The organism is Streptomyces sp. NPDC053427, from assembly GCF_044544985.1.
Classification (GTDB): domain Bacteria; phylum Actinomycetota; class Actinomycetes; order Streptomycetales; family Streptomycetaceae; genus Streptomyces.
This window is the reverse complement of sequence record NZ_JBITYA010000004.1, coordinates 86,850-111,381: the sequence shown is the minus strand read 5'-3', so window position 1 is coordinate 111,381 and position 24,532 is coordinate 86,850. Positions and strand designations below refer to the sequence as shown.

The following is a 24,532-nucleotide window of genomic DNA, read 5'->3' as shown; positions in this document are numbered from 1 at the left end:
GGTCCCGCGGCGGTCAGTCCCGCGCCGCCCGGCCGCGCGCCCGGCCCCCGTACTGCACCGCCAGCACCACCAGCCCCACCGCCAGCCAGGCCGCGCCCACGGTCCGCGCCGCCGCCGACGCCTCGGCGATCACCGCGACCACCACCGCCAGCCCCAGCAACGGCACCACCACATGCCGCGGCACGCTCGGCACCCCGGACCGCCCGCGGAAGCAGAACCAGCCGATCACCGAGGCGTGCAGCAGCGCGAACGCGGTCAGCGCGCCCACGTTCACGATCGACGACAGCTGGTCGAGCCCGTCGCCCCGGCGCGCCGCCCACACCGCCGCCACCAGCGTCACCAGGGCCGCCCCCAGCAGCGCCCGGCGCGGCACGCCGCTGCCCGCGTCCACCTTCGACAGCGCCCCCGGCAGCCGCCGGTCCCGCGCCATCGCGAACAGCAGCCGGCCCGCCGCGGCCTGCCCCGCCAGCGCCGCGAACGCCGCACCGACGGCCTTGCTCACCGCCACCAGGTCGTGCAGCCAGCCGCCGACCGCCGCATCGACCGTCGCGTAGAAGGCGGCGCCCTGCTCACCGGGCTCCGCCGCCAGCTCGGCCGCCGTCATCGGGGCGAGCAGCGCCGCCAGATACGTCTGCACGGCGAAGAGCACACCGGCCACCACCAGACACGTGATCACCGCCCGCGCCACCCGCGTCGTCCCTCCGGACGCCTCCTCCGCGAACGACGCGATCGCATCGAAGCCCAGATAGGACAGCACCGCCACCGACACCGCCGACAGCACCGCATGGACCGAGAAGCCGCCCTCCCCGGTCAGAGGCGCCGCCCAGCCGCGCTGCGCCCCGTGCGCCACCAGCTCCGCGACGGCCGCCACCACGAACACCGCCAGCACCGCGATCTCCAGCGCCAGCACCGCGAACCCGACGACGGCCGCGACCCGCACCCCCCACAGATTCAGCAGCGTCGTGACGGCCACCGCGAGCGCCGTCCACACCCACTGGTGCACCGACGGCACCAGCGCGTGCATCGCGATCCCGGAGAAGAGATACGCCACCGCCGGGATCAGCAGATAGTCCAGCATCGCCATCCACCCGGCGACGAACCCCGCCCCCTCGCCCAGCCCCACCCGGGCATACGTATAGACCGACCCGGCCTGCGGCGCCACCCGCACCATCTGCGCGTACGAGTACGCCGTGAAGGCCATCGCGACCGTGGCGACGACATAGACGAGGGTGATCGCGCCGTGCGAAGCGGCCTGGAGCGTGCCGAAGATCCCGACCGGCGCCATCGGGGCGATGAACAGCAGTCCGTAGACGACCAGATCCCGGAACGTCAGCGTCCGCCGCAGCGATCCGGGCTCCCCGCCGGTGCTCGCGCCCGCCTCGTCGCCCGTTCCCGCGCCGATCGTGCCCGGCATCCGACCTCCTTGGTACGCCCTCCGACAGTCTGGGCCACCAGCGCGATCGATCGGCCTCGGGGCACGGCCTACGATGGACGGCATGACTTCCACGCCCGGCCAGCAGTCCGCCCGCAAGGTCCTCCTCGCCGCCCCCCGTGGCTACTGCGCAGGCGTGGACCGCGCCGTGATCGCCGTCGAGAAGGCCCTCGAGCAGTACGGCGCGCCCGTCTACGTACGCCACGAGATCGTGCACAACAAGTACGTCGTCAAGACCCTCGAGAAGAAGGGCGCAATCTTCGTCGACGAGACGGAGGAGGTGCCCGAGGGCAACATCGTCATCTTCTCCGCGCACGGCGTCGCCCCCGTCGTCCACGAAGAGGCCAAGCGCGGCAAGCTCGCCACCATCGACGCCACCTGCCCGCTGGTCACCAAGGTCCACAAGGAAGCCGTCCGGTTCGCCAACGAGGACTACGACATCCTCCTGATCGGCCACGAGGGCCATGAGGAAGTCATCGGCACCAGCGGCGAGGCGCCCGAGCACATCACCCTCGTCGACGGCCCCGCAGACGTCGGGAACGTCGAGGTCCGCGACCCCGACAAGGTCGTCTGGCTCTCCCAGACCACCCTCTCCGTCGACGAGACCATGGAGACCGTCGACGCCCTCAAGGGCCGCTTCCCCAACCTCCTCTCGCCGCCCAGCGACGACATCTGCTACGCCACCCAGAACCGCCAGATCGCCGTCAAGCAGATGGGCGCCGAGGCCGACCTCGTCATCGTCGTCGGCTCCAAGAACTCCTCGAACTCCGTCCGCCTGGTCGAGGTGGCCCTGGGCGCGGGCGCCCGCGACGCCCACCTGGTCGACTACGCCGAGGAGATCGACGAGGCCTGGCTCGAAGGCGTCGGCACGGTCGGCGTCACCTCCGGCGCCTCCGTCCCCGACATCCTCGTCCACGGCGTCCTGGACTGGCTCGCCGCGCGCGGCTACGAGGACGTCGAGACCGTCACGGCCGCCGAGGAGTCCATCACCTTCTCGCTGCCCAAGGAGCTCCGCCGCGATCTGCGCGCCGAGGCGAGGGCGGCCACCGAAGGCTGAGCGCGGCCCGGGACCCGCCCAGGGACTCGCCGGACGCCGTCCCACAGGATCCGGTAAGCGATTCAAGGGGTGAGCGGCCGCCCGCGCGCCTAGCCTTTTCCCATGAGGGTCTTCGGTGTGGACATCGGCGGATCGGGCATCAAAGGTGCCCCGGTGGATCTCGAACGCGGCGATCTCGCCGACGAGCGCTACAAGGTACTGACCCCGCACCCGGCCACCCCGGAGGCGGTCGCCGACTGCGTCAAGCAGGTCGTGGACCACTTCGGCTGGTCGGGCCCGGTCGGCGCCACCTTCCCCGGAGTGGTCACCGGCGGTACGACCCGTACCGCCGCCAATGTCGACAAGGGCTGGATCGGCCTCGACGCCGCCGGCCTGCTCAGCGGACGGCTGGGCGAGAGCACCCCCGTCACGCTGCTCAACGACGCGGACGCCGCCGGTCTGGCCGAGATGCAGTACGGCGCGGGCCGCGGCCGCACCGGCACGGTCATCGTGCTCACCCTCGGCACGGGCATCGGCAGCGCCGTCTTCACCGGCGGCCGCCTCGTGCCCAACACCGAGCTCGGCCACCTGGAACTGCACGGCCACGACGCCGAGAAGCGCGCCTCGACCAAGGTCAAGGAGGACGAGGAGCTGAGCTGGCAGCGCTGGGCGCACCGGGTCCAGAAATACCTCGCCCATGTGGAGATGCTGTTCTCGCCCGAGCTGTTCGTGATCGGCGGCGGGGTCAGCCGCAAGGCGGAGAAGTTCCTGCCGCTGATCGAGGGCATCAGGGCCGAGATCGTGCCGGCCCAGCTTCAGAACGATGCGGGGATCGTGGGCGCCGCGATGGCCGCCCATGCCGGTCGGGCTGCTGCGCCACCTCGCGCGGACGGTGGCCCTTCCCCCGCCCCACCGGCCCGCCCGGTTGTGGACTCACCGGTCGGCTGGCCCGACGCTGCGCGATGAGCATCGCCTTACGGAACAGCGCCACGAGCGCGCAGATCAGGGTGCCCGCGTAGAGCCAGGGCGCATTCAGTGCGAGGATCGTGAAGAGGCCCATCAGCATCCCGCCGAACCCGTCCGGCCCGCGCTGGATCGGCAGCGCCCCCAGCGCGAACGCGATCGGCAGGACGACCGGCGCGGCGATCAGGTCGTACGGCCGCACCCACAGCGACGCGCACGTGCTGACCAGCACGAAGAACACGCCGTACGGGACCTGTGCGGCGCCGAGCAGCAGCCGGTCCAGGAACGCGAAGACGACCAGCGCGAGGGTGGCGAGCAGCCAGCAGCCGAGGCCGGTGAGCATCGGACGCGGCATCCGGCGCAGCAGTTTGGCCAGTGGGGCGGGGGGTGGTGGCCGCCGGGGCCGGGCGCGGTACACGGTCGCGGTTTCGCCGCCGAGCGGTACCGCGGCCTCCGCCGGACGCGGCAGCCGGGCATCGGGACCCGCCGCGGCGGCCCGGCCGCTTCGTGACGGACTGTGCTGGTGCCTGCGCGCTTCGTGTTGCTCCACTCGCCAACGGTAGGCCGCTAAGTGGGATTAATTGCTCGCAGGACACGCGCTTTGGGCGAGCCGGGCGGTCTGTTCGGTGGACGGGCGGGATGTCCCGGTCCCGGCCGGGCGGCCACCGCCCGTCCGCCCGTCCCCCGCCCCGTAGACTGGTGGATCGGCCCTCCCGGGACCCGGTCCCGGAACGGCTGCCCACCCCATCACCTCCCCTTCGGAAGTCGAGTCGCCACCGTGTCGCTCACGATCGGAATCGTCGGTCTGCCGAATGTCGGCAAGTCGACCATGTTCAACGCCCTGACCAAGAACGACGTGCTGGCGGCCAACTACCCGTTCGCCACCATCGAGCCGAACGTCGGTGTCGTCGGCGTCCCCGACCCCCGCCTGGCCAAGCTCGCCGAGATCTTCGACTCGCAGAAGATCCTCCCGGCCACCGTCGACTTCGTCGACATCGCGGGGATCGTCCGCGGCGCCTCCGAGGGTGAGGGCCTGGGCAACAAGTTCCTCGCGAACATCCGCGAGTCCGACGCGATCTGCCAGGTCATCCGCGCCTTCAAGGACGAGAACGTCGTCCACGTCGACGGCAAGGTCTCGCCCAAGGACGACATCGAGACCATCAACACCGAGCTGATCCTGGCCGACCTCCAGACCATCGAGAAGGTCCTGCCGCGTCTCCAGAAGGAGTCGCGGATCAAGAAGGACGTGGCGCCGAAGGTCAAGGCCGTCGAGGAGGCCAAGGCCATCCTGGAGAAGGGCGACACCCTCTTCTCCCAGGGCATCGTCCAGGGCTCGGGCCGGGAGGAACTCCTCCACGACCTCCACCTGCTCACCACCAAGCCCTTCCTCTACGTCTTCAACGTCGACGAGGACGAGCTGACCGACGACGACTTCAAGAACGAGCAGCGCGCCCTGGTCGCCCCCGCCGAGGCGATCTTCCTCAACGCCAAGCTCGAGGCCGACCTCGCCGAGCTCGACGAGGACGAGGCCCTCGAACTCCTCCAGACCGTCGGCCAGGAAGAGCCCGGCCTCGCCACCCTCGCCCACGTCGGCTTCAACACCCTCGGCCTGCAGACCTACCTGACGGCTGGCCCCAAGGAAACCCGCGCCTGGACCATCAAGCAGGGCGCCACCGCCCCCGAGGCCGCCGGAGTCATCCACACCGACTTCCAAAAGGGCTTCATCAAGGCCGAGGTCATCTCTTTCGCCGACCTGGTCGAAACCGGCTCGGTCGCCGAGGCCCGCGCAGCGGGCAAGGCCCGCATGGAGGGCAAGGAGTATGTGATGCAGGACGGGGATGTGGTGGAGTTCCGGTTCAACGTGTAGCGGGCGTCGAAACGCCACGTCGCTGATCTGGCAAACGTACAGGTCAGAAGGGGTCCGACTCTTCGGAGTCGGGCCCCTGGTTTTTCCCGTGCCGGGGTGGTGCTGGGATGCCGGTTAGGCCCCCGTGCTGGATCGCGGGCGGATTTCCGCGAGAGGGCGTGCGGCCTCGGGCGGTGCCGGTCGCCGGTACTGAGGGGGGCGAGGCCGAGCTGTTTGGCTGGTAGCGGGAGCGGTCGGATCAGGCGATGGTCCGGTGACACAAGCGCGCGGTCGCCCATGCAAGCATCGTCCGGTCGACCCCTTCGGCCACACCGCCTGGATAGATCTCGGTCGCCATGACAGCCCGCCACGGCGTTTGAGTTCGTTCGTCTCCCGGTCCCCTCCTCCCGCCCTTGCCCAGGTCTCGGGGCAGGAAGGGCTCCCCCGGCCGCGGTGTGTGGTGAGGGGAGCCCCGGAGAGCCGACCGCCTACTGGATCAGCTCCCGTCGTCGTCCTCGTCCGTTGCGCGAGGTGCGGCGGGCCGGTGCGGGCTGTGCGAGGTGTCCCAGAGGTGCGGAGGTGTCATGTCGTCCTCGCTCGTCTCCCACCAGCCTTGGTTTTGTTCGCCCGCGCCGCTCTCCGCCGCTCCCCGCCTGACCGTGCCTGCGCCCGCGTCGGTATCCGGGTCCGCGGCCTCGTCGCTGAACGGCGAGCCCTCGGGGGCTGGGAAGCCCGCCGACCAGGGCCCCGTGGTGCCCCCTTCGCCCGAAGGGCCACCCTCCGTCCCCTCGCCCCCGCCCTCGTCGGGTGCCGGCAGAAGGGTCCGCCTGATCTCCTCGGCGGCCTCGTCCAGCCCGGCCGCTTCCAGACTCCGCACCACGCGGTGCACGAACACCGTGTACTCGTCCATGTCCGGCTTCAGGCCCACCGCCGCCAGCAACAGGAGCAGCCGATCCGAAACCCCTACCTCCTCCTCGCGTTCGAACGCCCCTCCTCCCTGGCCGTGTCCGTCCCAGAGCGGGCCCCCGACGGTCGCTTCGCTCCGTGCGCCCATAGACGGGACGAGCAGGTGGCGGAAGAGCTCGGGCACCTCCTCGTCGTTGGCCGCCGCCGCGATCTGGGCGAGCGGGCCGATCATGTCGACCGCCTTCTCGATTTCGTTCTCGTGACGGGACAGCCACCACACCACCGCGCTGCCCGCGCTCTTGAGCACGTCATCACCGAGGTAGCGCCGCTTGTTGCGCTCGTGCTGACGCTCGTACTCCCAGATCTCCTCGTCCTTGCGAAGGTCTTTCAACTTCCGCAGGCGCTCGCGGTCGGCGGGGGCGAGGGTCAGCGTCACATCGGCCGCCAGGGCCCTCACCCGTCCGCTCAGGTCCGGGACCGGGATGCCCAGCTCCCCCTCCAGGAGATACCGCGCGAAGCTCGCCCTGCCGGGCTCTTCGCGGCGGACGACCTCCAGGGCCCGGCTGACGATCGAGGAGACGGCGAGGGTCGGGGAGGCGCCATTGGACCGTTCGGCGTGGTCGAGGGCCGGCCTCCACCACACGGTGGCGGAGAAGAGGAAGTCGTAGCCTTCTGCTGCGCTCGGCAGTGCCGCGTCGACCACCCGCGTCTCCTGGTACGGCTGCTCCGCCGGCGCCGCGGGTGGCTCAGGCTCCCCGGGCTCGTACGGGTCGGCTGATGCGCGGCCACCGCTGAGGACCGTCAGCACGAGCAGCAGGGAGCCAGAGGCCGTGACCATGGACATGAAGCCCCACAGCCATGCTGACCAGTGCAGGAGGTTTCCGAGAGCAGCCGGTGCGAGGCCGCAGAGAGCGACGAACAGCAGGCTGTGAAAGCGGTGATTCATCGTGCCTCTTCCGTGGTCCGTGGTCCGGCGCCCGCACGTTCCGTACTCTCCGTGCGGGCGTACTGCGCGTGGTCGATGTGCTGCCAGAAGAGGGCGGCGACGGCCGTCGCCCGGGAGGGGCGGCGCACGGTCCCCGCCCAGTCGCAGGCGATGGCGTAGAGGCGGTGGAGAGCGGCCGCGCGGCCGCGCGTCGCACCGACCATCACGCCCAGCGCCATCTCCCGCGTGCTGTCGCCCGCCGCGGCGGTCAGCCAACTGCTCACCAGCGGCTTCCAGAGCTCCGTCGGCGGTTGGGAGAAAACCGTCTCCCAGCCCAGGAACAGGTCCGGCCACTGCGGCGGGTCCGGTGCCCGGTCGCTCCTCAACAGCTCCGTGAGCAGCCTGAGATGGGGCTCCGCCCCGCGCGGCTCCCGACGTGTCCAGTCCCGTAGGCGGTTGATCAGCGGCCGGTAGAGCCGACGGTCGCGACCGCCGAGTTCGAGAAGGGCCTCCCGGGCTTCGCGCGCCGCCTCCCCTTTCCGTACGGCGAGGTAGTGGAGCCGCACCATCGCCTGATTCGGGTGTGTCGCGCCAAGGCTCTTTCGGCACGCGACGGTCAGGACGCGGACGAGGCCGTCCGACAATGGGCCGGACGTCGCGCACTCGTACATCCGCCTGCGGAACCATCCCCCGAACCTCTCGTGGCTGAGACCGAGTTCGAGGGCCGCCACGGCTCGCGGGTCGCAGGTCGCACCGGTCGCGCTGTTCGCCCAGCGGACCACAAGGTCGAAGAGGTGGTCGGGCCGCCCGACGGCCAGGGACCGCTCGCCGAATCGGACGACGACGTTCACCCGGTCGTCGGCGGTCAGACCGCGGAGCCCGGCGACATGGCCGATCCAGTCCCTGAGGTCGTCGCGCGTCCCGGGGAAGTTCGCCCAGAAGTACGTCCGTACCGCGTCGGCGTAGGCCAGCCGCTCGAAGCGGAGCCGTCCGTCCGGATCTCGCTCGATCCCGAGCGCCGCCAATCGCTCCCCGAAATCCGTTCGTGCGAGCTCGGTCGTCGTTTCTTCCTCGTGCCTCACCGTCCTCATCAGGCCGTGCCACGCCTCGTAGACGGTGTCGGCGTGAGCCTCCTCGAACACCGCCGTCGCGAGCAGCAGGGCCCGCTCGGGCGCGGTGCGGACCGTGGCCACCTGTCGGCCCGCCTCACCGGCACGGTCGGTCACCGCGTGCAGCGCCTGGTCGAGCCATCCCGCGAAGTCGGCACCGAACCGGCCGCTGTCGCGAGCGGCCCTCACCAGCCCCGCGAGCCGCGCCAGTTCCCGCATGGGGGAGCGGTCGTACAGGCGCTGGAGGTCGGCGCTCCCCAGGTCCGCGGGGCGGAAGGTCATCCGGTCCATGCGGAGGTACCGGGTGACGACGGCGACGCCCCGGGGGCGCCCCAGCGTCACCGTGTGCGGTTCGAGGTCCGGCGTGTGGGCGTGCTCCATGCCCGACGGCAGGACGACGACCATGTGGGCCCCCGCCTCCTGGACCTGCGACCGGCGCACGGCCAGGTGATGCTGAACCTTGGCGTACGCCTCCTCGTCGGCGGTCCCGGAGAGGTCGAGGAGGAAGCGGTCCCCCTCACCTGGGGCGAGAGGGGCCTCGTCCTTGTCCGCGACGGCGGGAAGCTCCTCGAACCGGACCCCCTCATCGTTGGCGCCCCCGTCCTCACCGAGCTCGTGCAGCAGCATGATCGCCGCGGCGCGGCGGCCGCTGCCGGGCGGCGCCTCCAGCAGCACCACCGATCCGGGCTTCTCCAGGCGGTCGGCGGCGACGCGGTAGCCCACCGGCGGAACGAACCGGTCGGCCAGGCGCATCCGGTCCTCGCGGACGATCCGGAGAGACTCGACCCCTTTGCGGATCATCCAATCCGAGCCGGCGCCGTAAAAGATGTACTGGGGCCCCGTGCCGTTGTTCACCGGGCCACACGGATCGTTGACGGTGACGCGGTCCTGCTCGGTCATCGTTCGTCGTCCGAGCGCCGGGGCTCGCGCTCGAAGCGCTGGTGGACCGTACCGCTGTTGTCACCCGCGGTGAATTGGACCCCGGTGTTGTCGCCCTGGAAGTGGGGGGCGTTGTACTGGTGGCCCCGACCGGTGTTCACGGGCCCCTGCGGCTCGTTGACGAAGGTGCCGGACAGGTCTCCGTTGAGGTTTCCGATGCCGCCGCGCACGTGCTGCTCGACGTCGCGTGTCCGCATCCGGGTGTGCCCGTCATTCTGGGCCGACTTCTTGCGGGACTTCGCCTCCGCCCGCTCCCGCGCCGCACGGGCGTCGCGGTCCACTGCGCCCAGGTCGGGCAGCAGCCGGGCGAGGGCGTCGCCGAGCGCCGTCAGGTCCGACTCGGCGTTGCGGTGGTCGAACCGCCTGTACTGGCAGTCCGCCAGCTCCCGCAGGTCGTCCGGGAGGACGGCGCGGTCGATCCGCGTGGCCTTTCCGACGAGCACGGGGATCACCAGGATCCCGCGGTCGAGCGCGGTCTGGATCTCACGTCGGGTCCAGTCCTGCTCGGCTTCGAGGGCGGGGCGGCCGTCGGCCCCCCGCACCTCCGCCCAGCGTGGGCCGATCACGGCGAGGAGTGCCTCGCACTCCTCCACCGCCCTGACCAGTTCCACCGGGAAGCGGTGTCCGAGCTCGATCGAGTTGCTGGCGAAGAAGATCCGCTCGGCGCCGAACCGCCGGGCGAGCTCCCGAGCGATCATGGTCGCGGCGGATTCCTCGTCGCCTGTGCGGTAGTTGACGAAGACGTCGGGCATGAAGGTTCCCTTCGTGAGAGGAAGACGGAAGACGGGGGTGAATGGGTGCGAGCGCGGGGGACTGCGGGCCTGGGCTCCGAGGCCCCGGGCCATGAGGTCCCGACCGTGTGACGGCATGGCACGTCCACGGGAGGGCGTACGGATGGAGGTGCGCCGCCCGGCGCGTCACTGGTCGCGGGCAGCCCGAAGAAGCCGGGGGCGCGGTGCGACGCATCGGACGGGGATCAGAGAGTTCCGCCGGGGATCGTGGGATCCGGAGGGCTGGAGGGACCGGGTGGCCCGGCGAGCCGGGCGGCTCGAGCCGGTGCCGGTCGTGGAGCCGGTGTCAGTCGTGCGCGGGGGCGAGTACCCCTGCCAGCGCCGGCTGCAGATCGCGTACGGCCCGGCTGCTCCGGAACCGGGAGAGTTCCCGCGCGAGACGCCGGACGTCGCTGTTCACCGTCGCCGAGGGCACGGTCGGCATCACCGCCAGGAGCTCCCCGGCGATCGTGCACGCGTGCTCGACTTCTCCGGAGGCGGCGTGGGCCAAGGACCTGCGGAAGCCGTACCGAGCACGGGTGCGCAGCGCGTGCGGCGGGAGGCGGCGGTACTCCCGGTCGAGGACCTCGGCGGCGGCCTTGGGACGACCGAGGTCGTGCAGGCACCAGCCGGTCGTCATCGCCGCCGGATCGCTCACGTGGGTGGTGCCGATCACGGGCTCGGCGCCGCTGCGGGCGTCATCGCTGTCGAGCAGCTCCCGCGCCCTGTCGAGACTGCGGAGACAGTCGCGTTCGTCGCCGACGAGCGCGTGTCCCTGCGCCTCCCGCTGGGCCGCGAGTCCCCGGATGCGCGGCGGGAGCTCGTCGCTCTGGGCCCGGCGGGCCAGGGCGACGGTGCCCGCGGCGTCCCCGCCGTAGAGCGTGACCAGGGCGCGTCGCACGAGCGCGTAGGAACCGAGGTACGGATCGCCCCCGGCACGCGCCAGTTCGGCGGCCTCACCGGTCCAGCTGAGCGCCGCGCCGCTGTCCCCGGCCTCCTGGGCCATCCAGCCGGTGAACTCCGCGAACCGCGACGCGAGCAGGAGCGCGGGGGCCCGAGTGGCGGACGGGGTGTCGGCGGCCAGCCCGGCGACGGTGCGCGTTTGCGTCTCCAGCAGGGGAAGCAGGACCTTCGGCGCGGTGGACTGGCCGAGCTGTCGTAGCTGGTCGAACTGCATGCGGAAGGAGGGAAGGAGGGGATCGGCGGTAGAGGGCGCCTGACCGCCGAGTTTCAGGCCTAGCTTGATCAGCGACCCCGTCCCCGCCGCAAGGACCGCCCGACGTCCGACGAGCCAGAGGCTCGGGGTGGCGGGGGTTTCGGTGGTGTCCGAGTCGGCCTCGGGGCGGACTACCAGGCGCTGCAGCTCACCGTTCGCGCCGAGGAAGGCGTCGCACCGCCGGGCCAGTTCGGGGGACGCGGAACGCTCCCCGCGCTCGACCTTGCTGAGATGCCCCTTGTCGTAGTTGAGCGCCACGGAGAACTCGGTCAGAGTAAGCCCCGCTTCCTGTCGCAGACGGCGAAGTTCCGGGCCGAAACGTAATGTTGTACTCATCATTAACCTCCCCTTGAACAGCGACCGTGAGAGCCGTGCGCCCTCACGGGGAACTTTCGTTCGACGTTCACTGGCCGACACGAAGACCGACGCGAGCACTTATCGTGACGGTGTCGTTTCGCTTCGCATCCGAGAGTGAGTTTGGCACGAGGTGTGCCTCGAGAATCGGGGTTCGACGGGGTTGCCCGTTGCCTCTTCTGTTCTCCGTTGTTCTCCGTCCGATCCTTGCCGTGACCGGAGTCGACCATGATCGGGGCCAAGCGATCGAGAATGGCAGGGTCGACGGCCTCCGGCTGACTGGCGAGGGCGGGCCGCTTCAGCGGTTGATCGAGCGGCTGCTGGAGTCCGCGCTCCAGGGCGAGATCGCCGACCACCGCCTCGGCATCCACCTGGGCACCGAATGCGTGAATTTCCCCCAAGGCGCCGGCGTGGCCTTCGGTGGCGTCGCTTTCGTCTGGGATGCCGGCCTTCGCCCCCGCTTTGCGCGACCGGCCCGGTGCCGCGCGGTCCTTGAAGCGCAGGTCCATGACTCGTGATCGTGAGCGATAGCCGGCGAGGCTATTGACTAACGCCAATGTTAGTAACATCGCCGTTAGTGTCACGCGTGGAGGTCGGTGGACATGGCGGACTTTGTAGGCCGTCGCCAGGAGCTGGCGACGTTGGAGCGAGAGCTGCAGAAGGTGGCGGCGGGGGTTGGCGGGGAGCGGCCCGGTCGGTGCGTGATGTTGCGTGGGCGGCGCCGGGTGGGCAAGTCGCGACTGGTCGAGCGGTTTGCGGAGCGCTCCGGAGCCCCGTTCTTGTTCTACGCGGCGACCGGTGCGTCCCCCAGGGATGATCTGGCACGGCTGGCTCGGGACGCCCGAGCATCGACGCTGCCGTTGGCGGGGCTGGTGGCCGCCGCACGGCCGGAGAGCTGGGACGCCGCGTTCGACGTGCTGGCTGCGGCGCTGCCCGCCGACCGGGCGAGCGTGCTGATCATCGACGAGGTGCCGTACCTGATGGATGCCGATGGCGCCTTTGAGGGGATGCTGCAACGGGCCTGGGACCGGGTGCTGGAGACCAAGCCAGTGCTGCTGGTCCTCATCGGCTCCGATCTGTCGATGATGGAGGCTCTGAACAGCTACGGACGCCCCTTCCATCAGCGAGGCCGGGAGATGGTGCTGGGACCGCTGAACCCCGCCGAGGTGGGGCGGATGCTCGGGCTGGATCCGGCAGAAGCCTTCGACGCCTCGCTGGTCACCGGCGGGCTGCCGCTGATCTGCGCGGAGTGGCCGCGGGGTGCAGGGCTGTGGGATTTCCTCGGCGAGGTGCTGAGCGACCCGGTCTCGGCCCTGCTGGTGTCGGCCGAGCGCTCGCTGGCTGCCGAATTTCCACCGCAGGCTCAGGCGCGTACGGTGCTGGCGGCTATCGGCAGTGGCGAGCGGACCTTCACCAACATCGCCCGTGCAGCTGGCGGAATCGGGGCCACGCCGCTGCAGCGAGCGCTGGAGCTGCTCACGGACAAGCGGATCGTCGCTGCGGAGCTCCCCGTATCGCTGCGTCCGTCGAAGGATCGCCGCTACCGGGTGACAGATCCCTACCTGCGGTTTTGGCTGCACCTGCTCGGCCCGTCAATGGAGGAGATCGAGCGGGGGCGGGGCGATCTGACCTTGGCGCGGATCCGGGAGAACTGGACCAGCTGGCGCGGCCGTGCCGTCGAGCCCCTCGTCCGTGAGGCCCTGGCGCGGATACTGCCCGACGACCGGCTGCCCGCGGCCCCCGCAGTGGGCGGCTACTGGACCCGTACCAACGACGTCGAGATCGACATCGTCGGGGCGGACCGCGCCCCCATTGCCAAGGAGCTGCTCTTCGTAGGCTCCATCAAGTGGCTGGAGCAGTCGCCCTTCGACCGGCACGACCTGGCAGCTCTCCATCGACACCGGGCCGCCCTCACCCACGAGCCTGTTCCGATCGTGGCGGTCTCGCGCAGCGGAGTCGACTGCCCGGGGCTCGATGCTGCCTACGGCCCCGATGATTTGCTGACCGCTTGGCCGCTGTGAGTCGCGGGTTGCAGGCGAGGTATGGGAAATGGTGAGCGCGATCAGGCTGCAGACGTTGCCGTGAATTCCCTCAGACTTCGGCCGGTAGCCGGCGCTGCTGTGTAGCGCCGGCGATCCTGATCGCTCTCGTGCTTTGTAGCGGATCCCGTGCTGGGATGGCACTGGGATGCGCCTGTATTTCCGCAGGTCACGGCCTATGGTGGAGTTCCGGTTCAACGTGTAGCGCTCGCCGGGGCCTTATCCGGCCGGTTTGTGCAGAAGTAGTTAGGACAAGCGGGGTCGCGCCTTTCGGGGCGCGGCCCCGCTTCCGTGTTGTGTGGCGTTCTTGCTTTGGTGTGCCGTCCTCGATGGCCCGGCTCATTCATGTCGGCGAGCAAACGGGTGACCGCGCATCGGCTCCCGTGACCCTGCCGGGGGGAATTCTCGTTGCTCTCCGGGAGGGAGCAGCGAACGGGCCCGCGGTGGCCGCGCCCTCGGTGCTCCCTGAGGGAGTGTCGGATGAGTCTTCGGTGGACTGTGCCGGGATCGGGCGGCCTGTGCGGGCTGTTCGGCAGTCGCCCGCGCCTCGTCGGTAACGGCCGGCCGGGACCCTGCCCCGCCTCGGCCGGCGTCATGCGGCTCGCGCCGAGCGGGCCGCATCGCCGACCGCTTCCTTGCTCCATTTGGCCGTCGCGGGCTTGCGAAAGGCTTCCGTTGTGGTCCGACACGGGCGCAAAGGCGGCTAAATCCCAGAATGACTACTTTTAGTGTGTATATGCTCACATTAAGTAGTCGTCAGGGCTCCATGCACATGTAATGAAGGGTCAACGGTTCCATGCGCAAACTTCAGCAACTCGCGATCGTCGTCGGGGCGGTCGCAGGTCTGTCCAGCCTCGGTGCAGGCGTCGGCTTCGCCGACGCTCCCCTCCAGTACCAGGGTGCTTCGTACCATGGTCCGCAGGCCACTGCATGGGCTACTTCGCAGTCCGCTGCCGGAGCCTCTTCGCAGGGCGGCGACTCGTACGCCCCGCACGCCGCTCCGCAGGTCATGGCCCCGCAGCCGGCCCCGCAGGTGATGGCCCCGCAGCCCGCTCCCCAGCCGGCCCCGCAGGTCATGGCCCCGCAGCCGGCCCCGCAGGCCATCGCCCCCCAGCCGGCCCCGCAGGCCATTGCCCCGCAGCCCGCTCCCCAGCCGGCTCCGCAGGCCATCGCCCCGCAGCCGGCCCCGCAGGCCGCCGGCTCGTACGGACACGGGGGCGAGCGCAAGCGCATCGACCTCCGGCAGAACACCTCCTGCAAGTCGCACGACCTGAACGTCAACATCCTCGGCACGGTCGGGATCCTCAACGGCGCCCTGGGCAACGCGCTCAACGGCGAGGGCCACCCGGGCAAGCAGGGCACCCGTCAGGGCTCGAGCATGGGCTGCAACAACGCCGCCCTCAGCAAGTAACCAACGGAAATGGGGTCCCGGTGTCCTGGCCATGAGCCCGGCACCGGGGCCCGTTTTCGCCCTTCGCAAGGGCCCGGGCGCGCGCCGGTTCGCGGTGCATCGCGCCCGGGCATCGATCACAAAGGAACGCACCACATGTTCAGTCGGAAGAAGATCGCGGCCCTCTCGGGGCTTCTGGGCGGCCTCGCCATGACCTACGCCGGCGCCACCCAGGCGTACGCCGGAGGATCCGAGGGCGACTGCCACCGCTCAGCCCTGGGCAACCGCATCTGCGTCTACAAGGGCCAGAGCCTCTACAAGAGCAAGCACGGCAGGATCGTCATCAGGCAGGCGAAGGACTGCTCGGCGGCCTCCCGGCAGCGCGTGTTCTGGCCCGAGAGCGGTCTGCTGAACAGTGGGTTCGGGATCACCAGGATCGGGCCCGCCATGGAGTGCTCCAACAAGGTTCACCTGCCCAAGAAGTTCAAGCTCTCCCACCTGGGGGACTGAGGACCGCGAACCCAGACCCGCATCGTGGTGGCCGGACCGGGGTGTTCCCGAGTCCGGCTTCACGGTTTCCTGGGCCGTGGATCCCCCGCGCGCGCACCGGAAGCGGCATCGCGCCGGGCGGTGCGACGTAGCGATACCGCGCGCGACCTGGGGGGTGCGTCCCCACTCGTCACTCGGTGAAGGACATGTGGGACGTCAGGGGGACCGATCCCCGTCCCGTACCGGAGGTCGTCCCGTACGGGAGGTCGTCCCGTCATGGCGGACAGTCCCGTCATGGCGGACAGTCCCGTCATGGTGGCCCGTCGCAGGTCATCCGTGCGCGCTCGTCACTCTCCGAAGACCTTCGGCTCGTGTCCGAGGTCTCCCAACGCATCCCCGATCGGGGCGAGTTGGGGACCGGCGCGCCGTCCAGGTGTCATACCGCGCGGGCCCGCACATGCCGACGGGGCGACGGCGTGTGTCTCGCCGTCGCCCCGGAGATGGCAGTTCTCCCGTGCCCGTACCGTCCGGCCGGGCCGGCCTTTCAGCGCTGAACGGGCCTCCCCGAAAGGCCCGTTCAGCGGTCCTTCACCCCGGCTGCGGAGCGGGCGGATGCTCGCGCCGGCTCGCCGGAGGCCGGAAGGGCGGGCCCCGGTGCCCGAGTCTGTGGCGCGGGCACCGGGGCCGGTTTCCGTTACTTGTCGAAGGCGCTGTTGTTGCAGCCCATGCTCGAGCCCAGCGTGGTGGACTGGGCGCCCGGGGAGCCCTCGCCGCCGAGCAGGTTGCCGCCCAGGCCGTTCGCGATCCCGACCTCGCCGAGGATGTCGACGTTCGTGTCGTGCGAGCGGCAGGAGCTGCCCTGCTTGATGTCGAACTGGATGCCGCTCTTCCAGCTTTCCTTCCCGCCGTCGGCGTGGGCGGTGCCGGCACCGAGGAGGGCGACGCTGCCGAGGGCGGCGAGCACTACGGCAGCCTTGCGAAGCTTGCGCATTTCATCTCCGGTAGATTGAGCGGATGCGATCAGTCATCGATCGACTTCGTTCAGTTACTAAGGCTAATGCGAAATATCCTGCAATCACACGGTGACGCGCCGAATTCCCATGACTGTTGTGAATTGGCGCGCCAGTATGAGGAATCCCGCGCACCCGAACCGGTACGGAACGTCGACCGGCCGCGGTGGGCGCCGGCCTTCCGCCCCAACTCCCTTGTGCCGTACCGGCGAAAGGCCCCAGGTGCGGGTAACTGAGGCCCCAGGGCCCATGGGTGGCGAGCGGGTCGGCCGGCCCGTGTGTGCGCCGTAGGAATTCCGCATGGCGTCGCGGGCCGCACATGTCGGCCGCGGTCCGGAGGGGGCGGACGGCAGCTGAAGGCCGTCCCGCGACGAATAGATTCATCTCCACCGAATTCCGGTCTGATTTTCGTTTTGTGAGACATCGGACGCTCATTCGGAATGCGCAATTCTTGTTCGCCTCGCGGGCGCGGCCGACGCTTCCCGTGGTGTTGCGCCCCGCGGTGCTTCTGCGACTTTCCCCCGCCCTCCCGGTGCCTCCCGAATGAGGCCGGTTCCCCTCCCTGCACCCTTTGCCGCGACAAAAGCCCCGAGGCGGTCCCGTACGTCGTCCGGCGCAGCGGCGGACCGTGGTGCGCGCACGGGGGCTGTCGCTGCCGAGCCTGCGCACTTCGCCGGAGAGGGTGCTCGCCGGTCCGCTGCGAGGGGTCGCGGTCGGCGTCGACGGGCCGGGTGGTCGACCTCGATGGGCCGGGTGGTCGGCCTCGATGGGTCGGCGGCCGGAAGGGCTGTGACGGAACCTCGGGGGTGCCGGTGCCGCCGTCACGTCAACTGCTGAGCGGTCGCTGTCCCCTGCGTTCGTCACTCGGCGTCGGCACCGGAGGCGGAAGCGGGGCCATGGTCGGGAACGCGAATGGGTCCCGGCACCGAGCTTTGTGCTCGGTGCCGGGACCCATTGCGGCGACCTACATGCTGACGGGCGCTCAGAAGGCGCTGTTGTTGCAGCCCATGGACGAGCCCATCTTGGTGTCCTGCGCGCCCGGGGAGCCCTCGCCGTTGAGCGCGTTGCCCAGCAGGCCGTTGAGGATCCCGACCTCGCCGAGGACGTCGACGTTCAGGTCGTGCGAGCGGCAGGAGCTGCCCTGCTTGATGTCGAACTGGCCACCGTCCTTACCGCCGCCGTACTTGCCGCCTTCGGCGTGGGCGGTGCTGGCGCCGAGGAAGCCGACGCTGCCGAGGAGGGCGGCCACTACGGCAGCCTTGTGAAGCTTGCGCATTTCATCTCCGGTGGATTGAGCGGATGCGATCGGTGAGCGATCGACTTCGTACAGTTACAGGAGGTTAATAGGAAATTCCGGGCAACTCGCTCAGCGACGCGCGGATTTCTGTGATCGTCACGAACCCGCGCCTGCCCGGACTCCCCGCCCGAGCGGGGCGCTGCGCCGGCGGGCCGAGGACAGGCGCAGACGCTCCGTGGGGAGCCGTTCCTCCGGCCGCACCGCGCACGAACGGGCCCTTCGAGGAATCACCCTCGAAGGGCCCGCTGCGAGCATCGCGTGTGGCCGTCCCGGCGGTCCTACCTGGCGGTGGCGAAGGCGTTGGCCTGGGTGTTGGCCTGGGTGCAGGTGGTGCCACGGGTCTCGGCGGCGGCGAGCACGGCGACCGGGAGGTTGGCGTCGAGCAGGTTCTGCGGACTGCACTCCTGGTACGGACGGAAGAGGTTGTTCTGATCCTGCGGGGCGCCGCCCTGCGGGGCGGCCTGCGGGGTGATCTGCGGGGAGAGTTGTGGGTTGATCTGCGGGTTGAGCTGCGGATTGACCTGCGGAACGGTCTGCTGCGGGGCAGCGGCCTGCGGGCCGGCGGCCTGCTGCGGACCGTTCCCCGAACCGGCGGCGTGCGAAGTGGCCTGCGAAGCGGACCAGGCGGCGGTCTGGGGGGTGTCCGGCTGCGGAGCAGCGGGCGGGACGGCGCCGTTGTACCCGACGGGAGCGTCGGCATTGCCGATGCCGGCACCGATGGCGGACAGGCCGCCGGCCGCCGCGAAGATGAGCGCGACCTGGTGAAGCTTGCGCATGGAACCCTCGGCCCTTCATTACCTGTGCATGGAAATCTGAATTACTTGGTGCAGTCTTGTGCGCGCTGACAGTGGCAATCCCGGGGCTTCGTGCCCTGAGCACCCCCGAGTCGGGCCACGGTGCCCCAGCGCCGGACCACGACGGAAGCCCCTCGCGGAGCCCGCAACGGCATCCGCCGCGCCGTACTCCCGCGCCCCGCGAAGCCGACGGCGGATTCCATCGTCTCTCCTCTGCATTCGCGTCGGACAGTAATTCCGGTGTGGCCGCCGCGGGCCGCCCCTGGCGCCAGGGAGGAGGATTTCCCCGGCGGCACCCGACGGGCCCCTTCACTGTTCTCTCCCAGCGGGCAACGAGATTTCTCCTGGCCCGGTCACGGGAGATGCGGCGTCGTCACCCATTTGCCAGCTGGCGTAAATCATTTGGGGTGTTGGTGGACCGCGGTCCGTGCGCGGATGACGCCCACGATTTCGGCTGCGCCGGGCGGCCGGCGGAGATACCGAAACGGCTGGCGGCGGTGATCGTGCGACGGATTTCGGTGACCATGTCAAGGAAATCCGACGGGTCTTGAGAGAGCGTCAGAATGCCATGATCCGATGCCCGATCCCGATGTCCAATGCCCGATACCGATGGCGGCGTCTGCGGCGCGATGTGTGGCGTCGCGCGGTGAGCCTCGCCTACGTCGCCAGGATGCGTCGTCGGACGGGTAGTTGAGGGTCGGCGTCTCCTGCGGCGCCACCGAAGCCGGGGCCGGGGCAATCCGGGAGGGCGCATGAGTGTGGGGCCCGATCACCACCGGGCCCCACACTCATTCATGACGGAGCGACAGCCTCAGCCGGCCGTCGCCATCCGCGTTCAGTCGCGGGCGGCGGCGCGGCGGCCCCGGCGGTAGAGCAGGACGCCACCGAGCATCAGCCCGGCGCTGGCCGCGGACGCGAGGCCGAGCTTCTCCGCGGCACCGGTCTTTGCCAGCTCGGGGCGAACGGGCGACGCGACGTGGTGGCTACGGTGATGCCCGACGGCGGGCGTGATGACCGGAGCCGCCGGGTGGTGGACCGGAGCCGTCGACGGGCGGTGCTGGGGCGCCGGCCTGTCGCGGTGCTGCTGCGGCTTGTGGTGCATCTGCGAGTGGTGCCGGCCGTGGACCGGACGCTCGACGTTGGCGCAGCGGTTGCCGAAGGCGCCGTTGAGTACTCCGAGCACACTCGCGGTGTTGCCGCACACGTTCAACGGCAGGTCCACCGGGAGCTGCACCAGGTTCCCCGACAGCACTCCCGGGGAGTGCGCGGCCACGCCCTTGGCGCGGGACCCGCCGCCGTGGCCGTGGCGGGAGCCGCGGTTGACGCAGGTGTTGTCGAGGGAGGGGCTGAACAGTCCGACGGCGTCGACCGTGTTGCCGCAGACGTTGGTCGGGATGTGGACGGGTGCCTGGACCAGGTTGCCGGACAGGACGCCGGGAGAGCCGACGGCGGCCCCCCGGGCACCGCTGTCGGCGAGGGTCGTGCCCGCGCTCGCGAGCAGCAGGCCGCCGGCAGCGGCCGAAGCGGCGATGACCTTCTTGATCACGTTTCTCCTTCGTGGCAGTGCGGTCACGCCCGCGGACCGCGCAAGACACAACGAGCCCGAAGTAGGTAGGCCACGAATCCGGCATTTCGATCACTCTTTCAGCCTGGTGTGTACACCCACTTGGCCGAGGAGTGGCATCAATACCGATTTCATGAAGAGGTTTTCAGCGGTGATCGCTCCAGGCCCGGCCGAGGACGAGCCCTGCCCTGACGGTCCGGTCCCCGGCGCCCGCCCGACGCGACGGCCGCACCACCGCCCCGCCTCCCCCCCTCACCGGACGGCGTGCCGTCACGAACCGCTGTCCGGCACGGGAGTTGGAGGTGGGTGACGATCGGCGGCTCGCGTCCGGCGGATCAAATACGGCCTGGGGAAGGGGGCTTGGTCGGGATTCCGGTTGGCCCGAAGGCCGCCGGACGGCTGCCGCCGACCGGGCGGAGGAGCGCCCGCCGCGGGCCAGGGCCCGTCCGTCCTCGCTTTTGCGCCGCGGCCGGTGCGCGGCCGCGCTCAGTTGAACCGGGGGAGATCGAGCAGCGGCAGCTGCCCGACGTGCAGCGGACCGATGGTGGAGTTGGCCTTGAGGGGGATGCCGAGGACGCCGGCGACGGGGTCCGAGGTGGGACCGTCGGCGTGGGCGGGGAGCGAGAGGGTCCCGGTGAGAGCCAGGGCTCCCAGAAGGGTGGCGAGTACGCGGCGCATGGCGGCTCCTGCTTCCTGAGTGTCGTTGGCGCGTTGCTTGCACGCGCCACCCTTCCATCCGTGCGGTACAGGCCCCGGAGTCCACGCCAAGCGATCACCTGAACGCACGCCCCGGTTGCTACGCGTGGTGAAACGGATTCACCGGATTCACGACAAGCGCCTTCGCCGACACCGTCGAAGAATTCCTGCTCCATCGATCGGATCATATGGACAACGGCTGGGGAGAGGATTCTTCGCGCCTTTTTCGGCGGCGCCGCCACCGATATCCCGATAATCCGCACAACGGCAAATGGGTGACGGCGTCCCGGCTCCCGTGACCGGACCAGGGGAAATCTCGTTGCCCGCTGGGAGAGAACAGCGAATGGGCCCGTGGGCCGCCGCCGGGAAATGCTCCTCCCTGGTGCCGGGTGCGGCCCGTGGCGGCCACTGCGGCGACGTTGTCCGACGCGAATCGGAGGAGAGGCGATGGGATCCGCCGTCGGCTTCAAGGGGCGTATCAGGGCAGCGCCGCGGGTGCCGTCGCGGGTTTTCGGGGGGATTCCGCCGTGGTCCGACGCGGGGTACGCCGGGTGTGAGACCCCAGATTCCCACTGTTAGCGCGCACCAGACCGCAATAAGTATTCAGATTTCCATGTACAGGTAATGAAGGGCCGAGGGTTCCATGCGCAAGCTTCACCAGGCCATGCTCGTCGTCGCGGCGGCCGGCGGTCTGTCCGCCATCGGGGCCGGCGTCAGCCATGCCGACGCTCCCGTCGGCTACAACGGCGCCGCCCCGCCCGTTGCTCCGCAGCCGGTGGCCGCTCCGGTCGCGGCTCCCGCTCCTGCCCCGCAGCCGGTCGCGGCCCCGGCGCCGGCTCCACAGCCCGTGTACGCGCCGGCCCCGGCTCCGCAGCCCGTGTACGCTCCGGCGCCCGCGCCGCAGCCGGTGGCCCCGCAGGCCGCTCCGGCCCCCGCCCCGCAGCCGGTCGCCGCCCCGGCGCCCGCGCCGCAGCCCGTGTACGCTCCGGCACCGGCCCCCCAGCCGGTGGCCCCGCAGGCCGCGCCTCCTGCCCCGGCTCCGCAGCCCGTGTACGCTCCGGCGCCCGCGCCGCAGCCGGTGGCCCCGCAGGCCGCCGCTCCGCAGCAGCAGTCCGGCCCGCAGACCACCGCATGGGCCTCTTCGTCGGGCGCCGCGCACGCTTCCGCCTCGCAGGCCGGTCCGCAGCAGTCGGCTCCTCAGCAGGCGCCTGCCCCGCAGGTCTTCGCGCCGCAGCAGCCGGCGCCGGCGCCGGCCGCTCAGGTCGTCCCGCAGGTCGCCCCCCAGGCGGCCCCGGAGGTCACCCCGCGGGTCGCCCCGGAGGTCGTCGTCCCGCAGGTCGTCCAGCCGCAGTCCGTCCCGCAGGTCGGCCCCCAGGTGAACCCGCAGGTCAACCCGCAGGTGAACCCGCTGGTCAACCCGCTGGTCGCCCCGGGCGTCCCGCCGGTCTCCCCGCTCGGTCTCGGGCGGCTCGCGGCGGCTCCGGTGGGGCAGCTCGATCTGCCCCGACTTTCCTGACCGTTCACGGACGGTCAGGAGTGGCCCGGCCTCCTGGAGTGCACGAACGCGGGAGGCGGGGCCACTCCTGGCCGCCATCGAGACCGGCGTCCCGATCGGAATGCGCGGCGTCCCCGAGGCCCGGGGTGTCGCCTGTACCGGCCGCGGGGCGTCTTCGCAGGTATCGGCCGGTCGAAGCCGTGCCGAGCGGTGCAAGGCAGGTCCCGTCGGTTCCTGCCGGCCTCTCGTAACTGTAAGAACTCGATCTTCAACGGAGAAGAAATGCGCAAGCTTCAGAAGGCCGCCGTCCTGGGCGCCGTCCTCGGCAGCGTCGGCTCCCTCGCGGCCGGTACCGCCTACGCCCACGGTGAGGCGGGCGCCCACGACATCGGCGTCACGCAGAACACCTCGTGCCGGACGCACGACATGAACATCGACGTCCTCGGGAACGTGGGGGCGGTCAACGGCCTGGCGGGCAACCTGCTCAACGGCGAGGGCTCCCCGGGCTCGCAGCCCACCCGCATGGGCTCGAGCCTGGGCTGCAACAACGGGGCTCACTGAGCGCCGGGCAGCCGTGTAGGCAACGGAAAGGGGTCCCGGCACTTGGCCACAGGCCAGGTGCCGGGACCCCTTTCGACGTTCTTCAGGGTCCGGTCCCGGCGCCCGGCCCGTGGCCAGGACGCCGGGACCCATTTCCCTTACTTGCCGCCGCCACCGCCGACGCTGTCGTTGCAGCCCATGCTCGAGCCGATCGGGGTCGACTGCGCGCCCGCGGCGCCCTCGCCGTTGAGCGCGTTGCCCAGCACGCCGTTGAGGATCCCGACCTCGCCGAGGACGTCAACGTTCAGGTCGTGCGACCGGCACGAGTTGCCCTGCTTGACGTTCCACGAATCGCCGCCCTTCCCGCCGCCGTACTTGCCGCCATCGGCGGAGGCGGTGCCGGCGCCGAGGAGGCCGACGCTGCCGAGGACGGCCACCACAACGGCAGCCTTGCGAAGCTTGCGCATTTCATCTCCGGTAGATTGAGCGGATGCGATCTGTGACAGATCAACTTCGTACAGTTACGAAAGGTATTACGTACTATCCCGCAACCGCTGAGCGACGCGCCGGATCTCCCGGCCGTCGTGACCGGGGTGCCGGTCCGGAGTAGCCCTGCACCCTGATCGCCCTCCGCATCGATCCGTTCGCGTGGCGCCGCCGCGCGCGGCGGGTCAGGTGGTGCGCCGGATCTGCGGGAAGGTGGCGGCCGCAGCGAGGAACAGCCACGTGGTGATGATGAACGGCCAGCTGAGGGTGCGTCCGCCGAACGGCGCGAAGTAGGCGTTCAGGGCGGCCGTCAGCACCGTCGCGACCGCCGCGCCCACCAGGGTGTAGAGCGCGGCCGGCACCGTCCTGACCAGGAAGAGGGTGCCCAGGGCGATGCCCACGAGGACCGCGTTGTAGCCGTAGACACCGGTGGCGACCACCCCCGGCGGGGCGCCCAGGGCCCAGGCCAGAAGCACCGCAACGGCGCTGCCCAGGACGGCGGCCAGCCCGTGGCGGATCCCGCCGACGAAGAGCCCCACCAGCATGATCAGGCCGACGTACCAGTGTGCCGAGAGGCCGACCTGGGCGATGTTGGCGAAGAACCCGTGCCACAGGTCGGTCCAGGTGTACTCGACGCCGGGGACGGCCGCGACCGGCAGCGCCGAGGGACTGCCGCCGGGCCAGACCCGGGTGAAGGCCGGGGCCGCCGCCAGTACCACCCCGACGACCACACAGAACGGCGCCGTCAGCACCGGCAGTTCCCAGGGCGCCAGCATCCTCGTCAGCGCCGAGACGGCCAGTACGCAGACGACGGCGCCGCCGATGGTCAGCAGGTACGTCGAGGGGTGGGGGCCCAGGAAGATGTACAGGGCGATACCGGTCAGGCAACCGCTGAAGCCTTCCACTCCCAGGTCGATGGTGTTCCTGTCGACGCCCATGGCGTACGCGGTCGCGGTGGAGACCGCGGCGCCCAGCAGCCCGAAGACGCCCGTCTGCCAGTTGCCGACGAAGAGCGCGAGCATGAACAGGATGCCGGTCCAGACATTCGTCAGCAGGCTGAGCTGGCCGAAGCTGCGGACCAACTGCGCCGTGAGGCGGACCGGGCCGGGAAGCCCGGTGGCGACCTCGGTATCGGCCGTGGCCGACTTCGAGTTCAGTGTGTCGGGGGTGATCACGGTGTCTCCTAGGTGGTCCGGGTGCGCCGCTGCCCCGCCCGCTGCGGGAGGGGCAGCAGCG

The 24,532-nt window shown here is 70.6% G+C and carries 21 protein-coding genes and 1 pseudogene; 9 read left to right on the top strand and 13 right to left on the bottom strand.

Annotation, left to right across the window (positions count from 1 at the left end; genetic code table 11):
- Positions 1 to 13 precede the first annotated feature (13 nt).
- Positions 14 to 1,414 (bottom strand): APC family permease, encoded by a 1,401-nt coding sequence (locus ACIGWZ_RS12210; RefSeq protein ID WP_400063481.1) that lies wholly within the window; start codon positions 1,412 to 1,414, stop codon positions 14 to 16.
- A gap of 73 nt (positions 1,415 to 1,487) precedes the next feature.
- Between ACIGWZ_RS12210 and ACIGWZ_RS12205 the strand changes: the two genes are divergently transcribed.
- Together ACIGWZ_RS12205 and ppgK are read left to right on the top strand one after the other, a co-directional pair.
- Entirely contained in the window at positions 1,488 to 2,489 is a 1,002-nt protein-coding gene (locus ACIGWZ_RS12205) for a 4-hydroxy-3-methylbut-2-enyl diphosphate reductase (RefSeq protein WP_400063479.1), read from the top strand.
- A 102-nt stretch (positions 2,490 to 2,591) separates the two neighbouring features.
- A complete protein-coding gene (ppgK, locus tag ACIGWZ_RS12200; protein ID WP_400063477.1) occupies positions 2,592 to 3,434 on the top strand; it encodes a polyphosphate--glucose phosphotransferase in 843 nt (280 codons plus the stop codon).
- Positions 3,435 to 3,495: 61 nt separating this feature from the next.
- Here ppgK and ACIGWZ_RS12195 read toward each other — a convergent pair.
- Positions 3,496 to 3,774 (bottom strand): annotated as a pseudogene (locus ACIGWZ_RS12195) (DUF6542 domain-containing protein); the annotation flags it as partial.
- Positions 3,775 to 4,209: 435 nt separating this feature from the next.
- On the opposite strand from ACIGWZ_RS12195, the gene ychF reads away from it, so the two are divergent.
- Entirely contained in the window at positions 4,210 to 5,298 is a 1,089-nt protein-coding gene (gene ychF / locus ACIGWZ_RS12190; protein ID WP_400063475.1) for a redox-regulated ATPase YchF, read from the top strand.
- 475 nt (positions 5,299 to 5,773) lie between these two features.
- Here the strand turns inward: ychF and ACIGWZ_RS12185 are convergent, their stop codons facing one another.
- The 4 genes from ACIGWZ_RS12185 to ACIGWZ_RS12170 form a co-directional block, all read right to left on the bottom strand.
- The gene (locus tag ACIGWZ_RS12185) at positions 5,774 to 7,129 is read right to left on the bottom strand and encodes a hypothetical protein (protein ID WP_400063473.1); all 1,356 of its coding nucleotides are present in this window, start codon (positions 7,127 to 7,129) and stop codon (positions 5,774 to 5,776) included.
- A complete protein-coding gene (locus ACIGWZ_RS12180) occupies positions 7,126 to 9,117 on the bottom strand; it encodes a hypothetical protein (RefSeq protein WP_400063471.1) in 1,992 nt (663 codons plus the stop codon). Before ACIGWZ_RS12180 ends, ACIGWZ_RS12185 begins: the two co-directional genes overlap by 4 nt.
- Positions 9,114 to 9,908, bottom strand: coding sequence for a toll/interleukin-1 receptor domain-containing protein (locus tag ACIGWZ_RS12175; protein WP_400063469.1), 795 nt, complete (start codon positions 9,906 to 9,908; stop codon positions 9,114 to 9,116). Before ACIGWZ_RS12175 ends, ACIGWZ_RS12180 begins: the two co-directional genes overlap by 4 nt.
- 325 nt (positions 9,909 to 10,233) lie before the next feature.
- A complete protein-coding gene (locus ACIGWZ_RS12170) occupies positions 10,234 to 11,478 on the bottom strand; it encodes a helix-turn-helix domain-containing protein (protein ID WP_400063468.1) in 1,245 nt (414 codons plus the stop codon).
- A gap of 230 nt (positions 11,479 to 11,708) precedes the next feature.
- On the opposite strand from ACIGWZ_RS12170, the gene ACIGWZ_RS12165 reads away from it, so the two are divergent.
- From ACIGWZ_RS12165 to ACIGWZ_RS12150, 4 genes are all read left to right on the top strand, one after another.
- Entirely contained in the window at positions 11,709 to 12,014 is a 306-nt protein-coding gene (locus ACIGWZ_RS12165; RefSeq protein WP_400064481.1) for a hypothetical protein, read from the top strand.
- Positions 12,015 to 12,098: 84 nt separating this feature from the next.
- On the top strand, positions 12,099 to 13,517 hold the full coding sequence (locus tag ACIGWZ_RS12160) for an ATP-binding protein (RefSeq protein WP_400064403.1): 1,419 nt from the start codon (positions 12,099 to 12,101) through the stop codon (positions 13,515 to 13,517).
- An 814-nt stretch (positions 13,518 to 14,331) separates the two neighbouring features.
- Positions 14,332 to 14,946 (top strand): hypothetical protein, encoded by a 615-nt coding sequence (locus ACIGWZ_RS12155; protein ID WP_400063466.1) that lies wholly within the window; start codon positions 14,332 to 14,334, stop codon positions 14,944 to 14,946.
- A gap of 135 nt (positions 14,947 to 15,081) precedes the next feature.
- On the top strand, positions 15,082 to 15,435 hold the full coding sequence (locus tag ACIGWZ_RS12150; RefSeq protein WP_400063464.1) for a hypothetical protein: 354 nt from the start codon (positions 15,082 to 15,084) through the stop codon (positions 15,433 to 15,435).
- Between the two features lie 673 nt (positions 15,436 to 16,108).
- On the opposite strand, the gene ACIGWZ_RS12145 is transcribed toward ACIGWZ_RS12150, so the two are convergent.
- The 5 genes from ACIGWZ_RS12145 to ACIGWZ_RS12125 form a co-directional block, all read right to left on the bottom strand.
- Positions 16,109 to 16,405 carry a hypothetical protein gene (locus ACIGWZ_RS12145; RefSeq protein WP_400063462.1) on the bottom strand — a complete coding sequence of 99 codons (297 nt, stop codon included), beginning with the start codon at positions 16,403 to 16,405 and terminating at the stop codon, positions 16,109 to 16,111.
- A gap of 1,001 nt (positions 16,406 to 17,406) precedes the next feature.
- Positions 17,407 to 17,700 (bottom strand): hypothetical protein, encoded by a 294-nt coding sequence (locus ACIGWZ_RS12140; protein WP_400063460.1) that lies wholly within the window; start codon positions 17,698 to 17,700, stop codon positions 17,407 to 17,409.
- A gap of 299 nt (positions 17,701 to 17,999) precedes the next feature.
- Complete coding sequence (locus tag ACIGWZ_RS12135; protein ID WP_400063458.1) at positions 18,000 to 18,497, bottom strand: hypothetical protein; 498 nt, start codon at positions 18,495 to 18,497, stop codon at positions 18,000 to 18,002.
- Positions 18,498 to 19,350: 853 nt separating this feature from the next.
- Positions 19,351 to 20,061: a chaplin gene (locus tag ACIGWZ_RS12130; protein ID WP_400063456.1), complete on the bottom strand. Its 711-nt coding sequence runs from the start codon at positions 20,059 to 20,061 to the stop codon at positions 19,351 to 19,353.
- A gap of 504 nt (positions 20,062 to 20,565) precedes the next feature.
- On the bottom strand, positions 20,566 to 20,757 hold the full coding sequence (locus ACIGWZ_RS12125; protein ID WP_400063455.1) for a hypothetical protein: 192 nt from the start codon (positions 20,755 to 20,757) through the stop codon (positions 20,566 to 20,568).
- A 661-nt stretch (positions 20,758 to 21,418) separates the two neighbouring features.
- On the opposite strand from ACIGWZ_RS12125, the gene ACIGWZ_RS12120 reads away from it, so the two are divergent.
- Complete coding sequence (locus ACIGWZ_RS12120) at positions 21,419 to 22,291, top strand: hypothetical protein (protein ID WP_400063453.1); 873 nt, start codon at positions 21,419 to 21,421, stop codon at positions 22,289 to 22,291.
- Positions 22,292 to 22,552: 261 nt separating this feature from the next.
- Positions 22,553 to 22,831: a hypothetical protein gene (locus tag ACIGWZ_RS12115; protein ID WP_400063452.1), complete on the top strand. Its 279-nt coding sequence runs from the start codon at positions 22,553 to 22,555 to the stop codon at positions 22,829 to 22,831.
- Positions 22,832 to 22,968: 137 nt separating this feature from the next.
- Here ACIGWZ_RS12115 and ACIGWZ_RS12110 read toward each other — a convergent pair whose 3' ends face one another.
- Both ACIGWZ_RS12110 and ACIGWZ_RS12105 read right to left on the bottom strand, forming a co-directional pair.
- On the bottom strand, positions 22,969 to 23,277 hold the full coding sequence (locus tag ACIGWZ_RS12110) for a hypothetical protein (protein ID WP_400063450.1): 309 nt from the start codon (positions 23,275 to 23,277) through the stop codon (positions 22,969 to 22,971).
- A 204-nt stretch (positions 23,278 to 23,481) separates the two neighbouring features.
- Positions 23,482 to 24,471, bottom strand: coding sequence for an urea transporter (locus tag ACIGWZ_RS12105; protein ID WP_400063448.1), 990 nt, complete (start codon positions 24,469 to 24,471; stop codon positions 23,482 to 23,484).
- Between the last annotated feature and the right edge of the window lie 61 nt (positions 24,472 to 24,532).

Excerpts from the sequence above, each read along its gene's own strand:
- ACIGWZ_RS12210 (WP_400063481.1), bottom strand. The coding sequence starts at position 1,414 with ATGCCGGGCACGATCGGCGCGGGAACGGGCGACGAGGCGGGCGCGAGC.
- ACIGWZ_RS12205 (WP_400063479.1), top strand. The coding sequence starts at position 1,488 with ATGGACGGCATGACTTCCACGCCCGGCCAGCAGTCCGCCCGCAAGGTC.
- ppgK (WP_400063477.1), top strand. The coding sequence starts at position 2,592 with ATGAGGGTCTTCGGTGTGGACATCGGCGGATCGGGCATCAAAGGTGCC.
- ACIGWZ_RS12185 (WP_400063473.1), bottom strand. The coding sequence starts at position 7,129 with ATGAATCACCGCTTTCACAGCCTGCTGTTCGTCGCTCTCTGCGGCCTC.
- ACIGWZ_RS12180 (WP_400063471.1), bottom strand. The coding sequence starts at position 9,117 with ATGACCGAGCAGGACCGCGTCACCGTCAACGATCCGTGTGGCCCGGTG.
- ACIGWZ_RS12175 (WP_400063469.1), bottom strand. The coding sequence starts at position 9,908 with ATGCCCGACGTCTTCGTCAACTACCGCACAGGCGACGAGGAATCCGCC.
- ACIGWZ_RS12170 (WP_400063468.1), bottom strand. The coding sequence starts at position 11,478 with ATGAGTACAACATTACGTTTCGGCCCGGAACTTCGCCGTCTGCGACAG.
- ACIGWZ_RS12160 (WP_400064403.1), top strand. The coding sequence starts at position 12,099 with ATGGCGGACTTTGTAGGCCGTCGCCAGGAGCTGGCGACGTTGGAGCGA.
- ACIGWZ_RS12155 (WP_400063466.1), top strand. The coding sequence starts at position 14,332 with ATGCGCAAACTTCAGCAACTCGCGATCGTCGTCGGGGCGGTCGCAGGT.
- ACIGWZ_RS12150 (WP_400063464.1), top strand. The coding sequence starts at position 15,082 with ATGTTCAGTCGGAAGAAGATCGCGGCCCTCTCGGGGCTTCTGGGCGGC.
- ACIGWZ_RS12145 (WP_400063462.1), bottom strand. The coding sequence starts at position 16,405 with ATGCGCAAGCTTCGCAAGGCTGCCGTAGTGCTCGCCGCCCTCGGCAGC.
- ACIGWZ_RS12140 (WP_400063460.1), bottom strand. The coding sequence starts at position 17,700 with ATGCGCAAGCTTCACAAGGCTGCCGTAGTGGCCGCCCTCCTCGGCAGC.
- ACIGWZ_RS12135 (WP_400063458.1), bottom strand. The coding sequence starts at position 18,497 with ATGCGCAAGCTTCACCAGGTCGCGCTCATCTTCGCGGCGGCCGGCGGC.
- ACIGWZ_RS12125 (WP_400063455.1), bottom strand. The coding sequence starts at position 20,757 with ATGCGCCGCGTACTCGCCACCCTTCTGGGAGCCCTGGCTCTCACCGGG.
- ACIGWZ_RS12120 (WP_400063453.1), top strand. The coding sequence starts at position 21,419 with ATGCGCAAGCTTCACCAGGCCATGCTCGTCGTCGCGGCGGCCGGCGGT.
- ACIGWZ_RS12115 (WP_400063452.1), top strand. The coding sequence starts at position 22,553 with ATGCGCAAGCTTCAGAAGGCCGCCGTCCTGGGCGCCGTCCTCGGCAGC.
- ACIGWZ_RS12110 (WP_400063450.1), bottom strand. The coding sequence starts at position 23,277 with ATGCGCAAGCTTCGCAAGGCTGCCGTTGTGGTGGCCGTCCTCGGCAGC.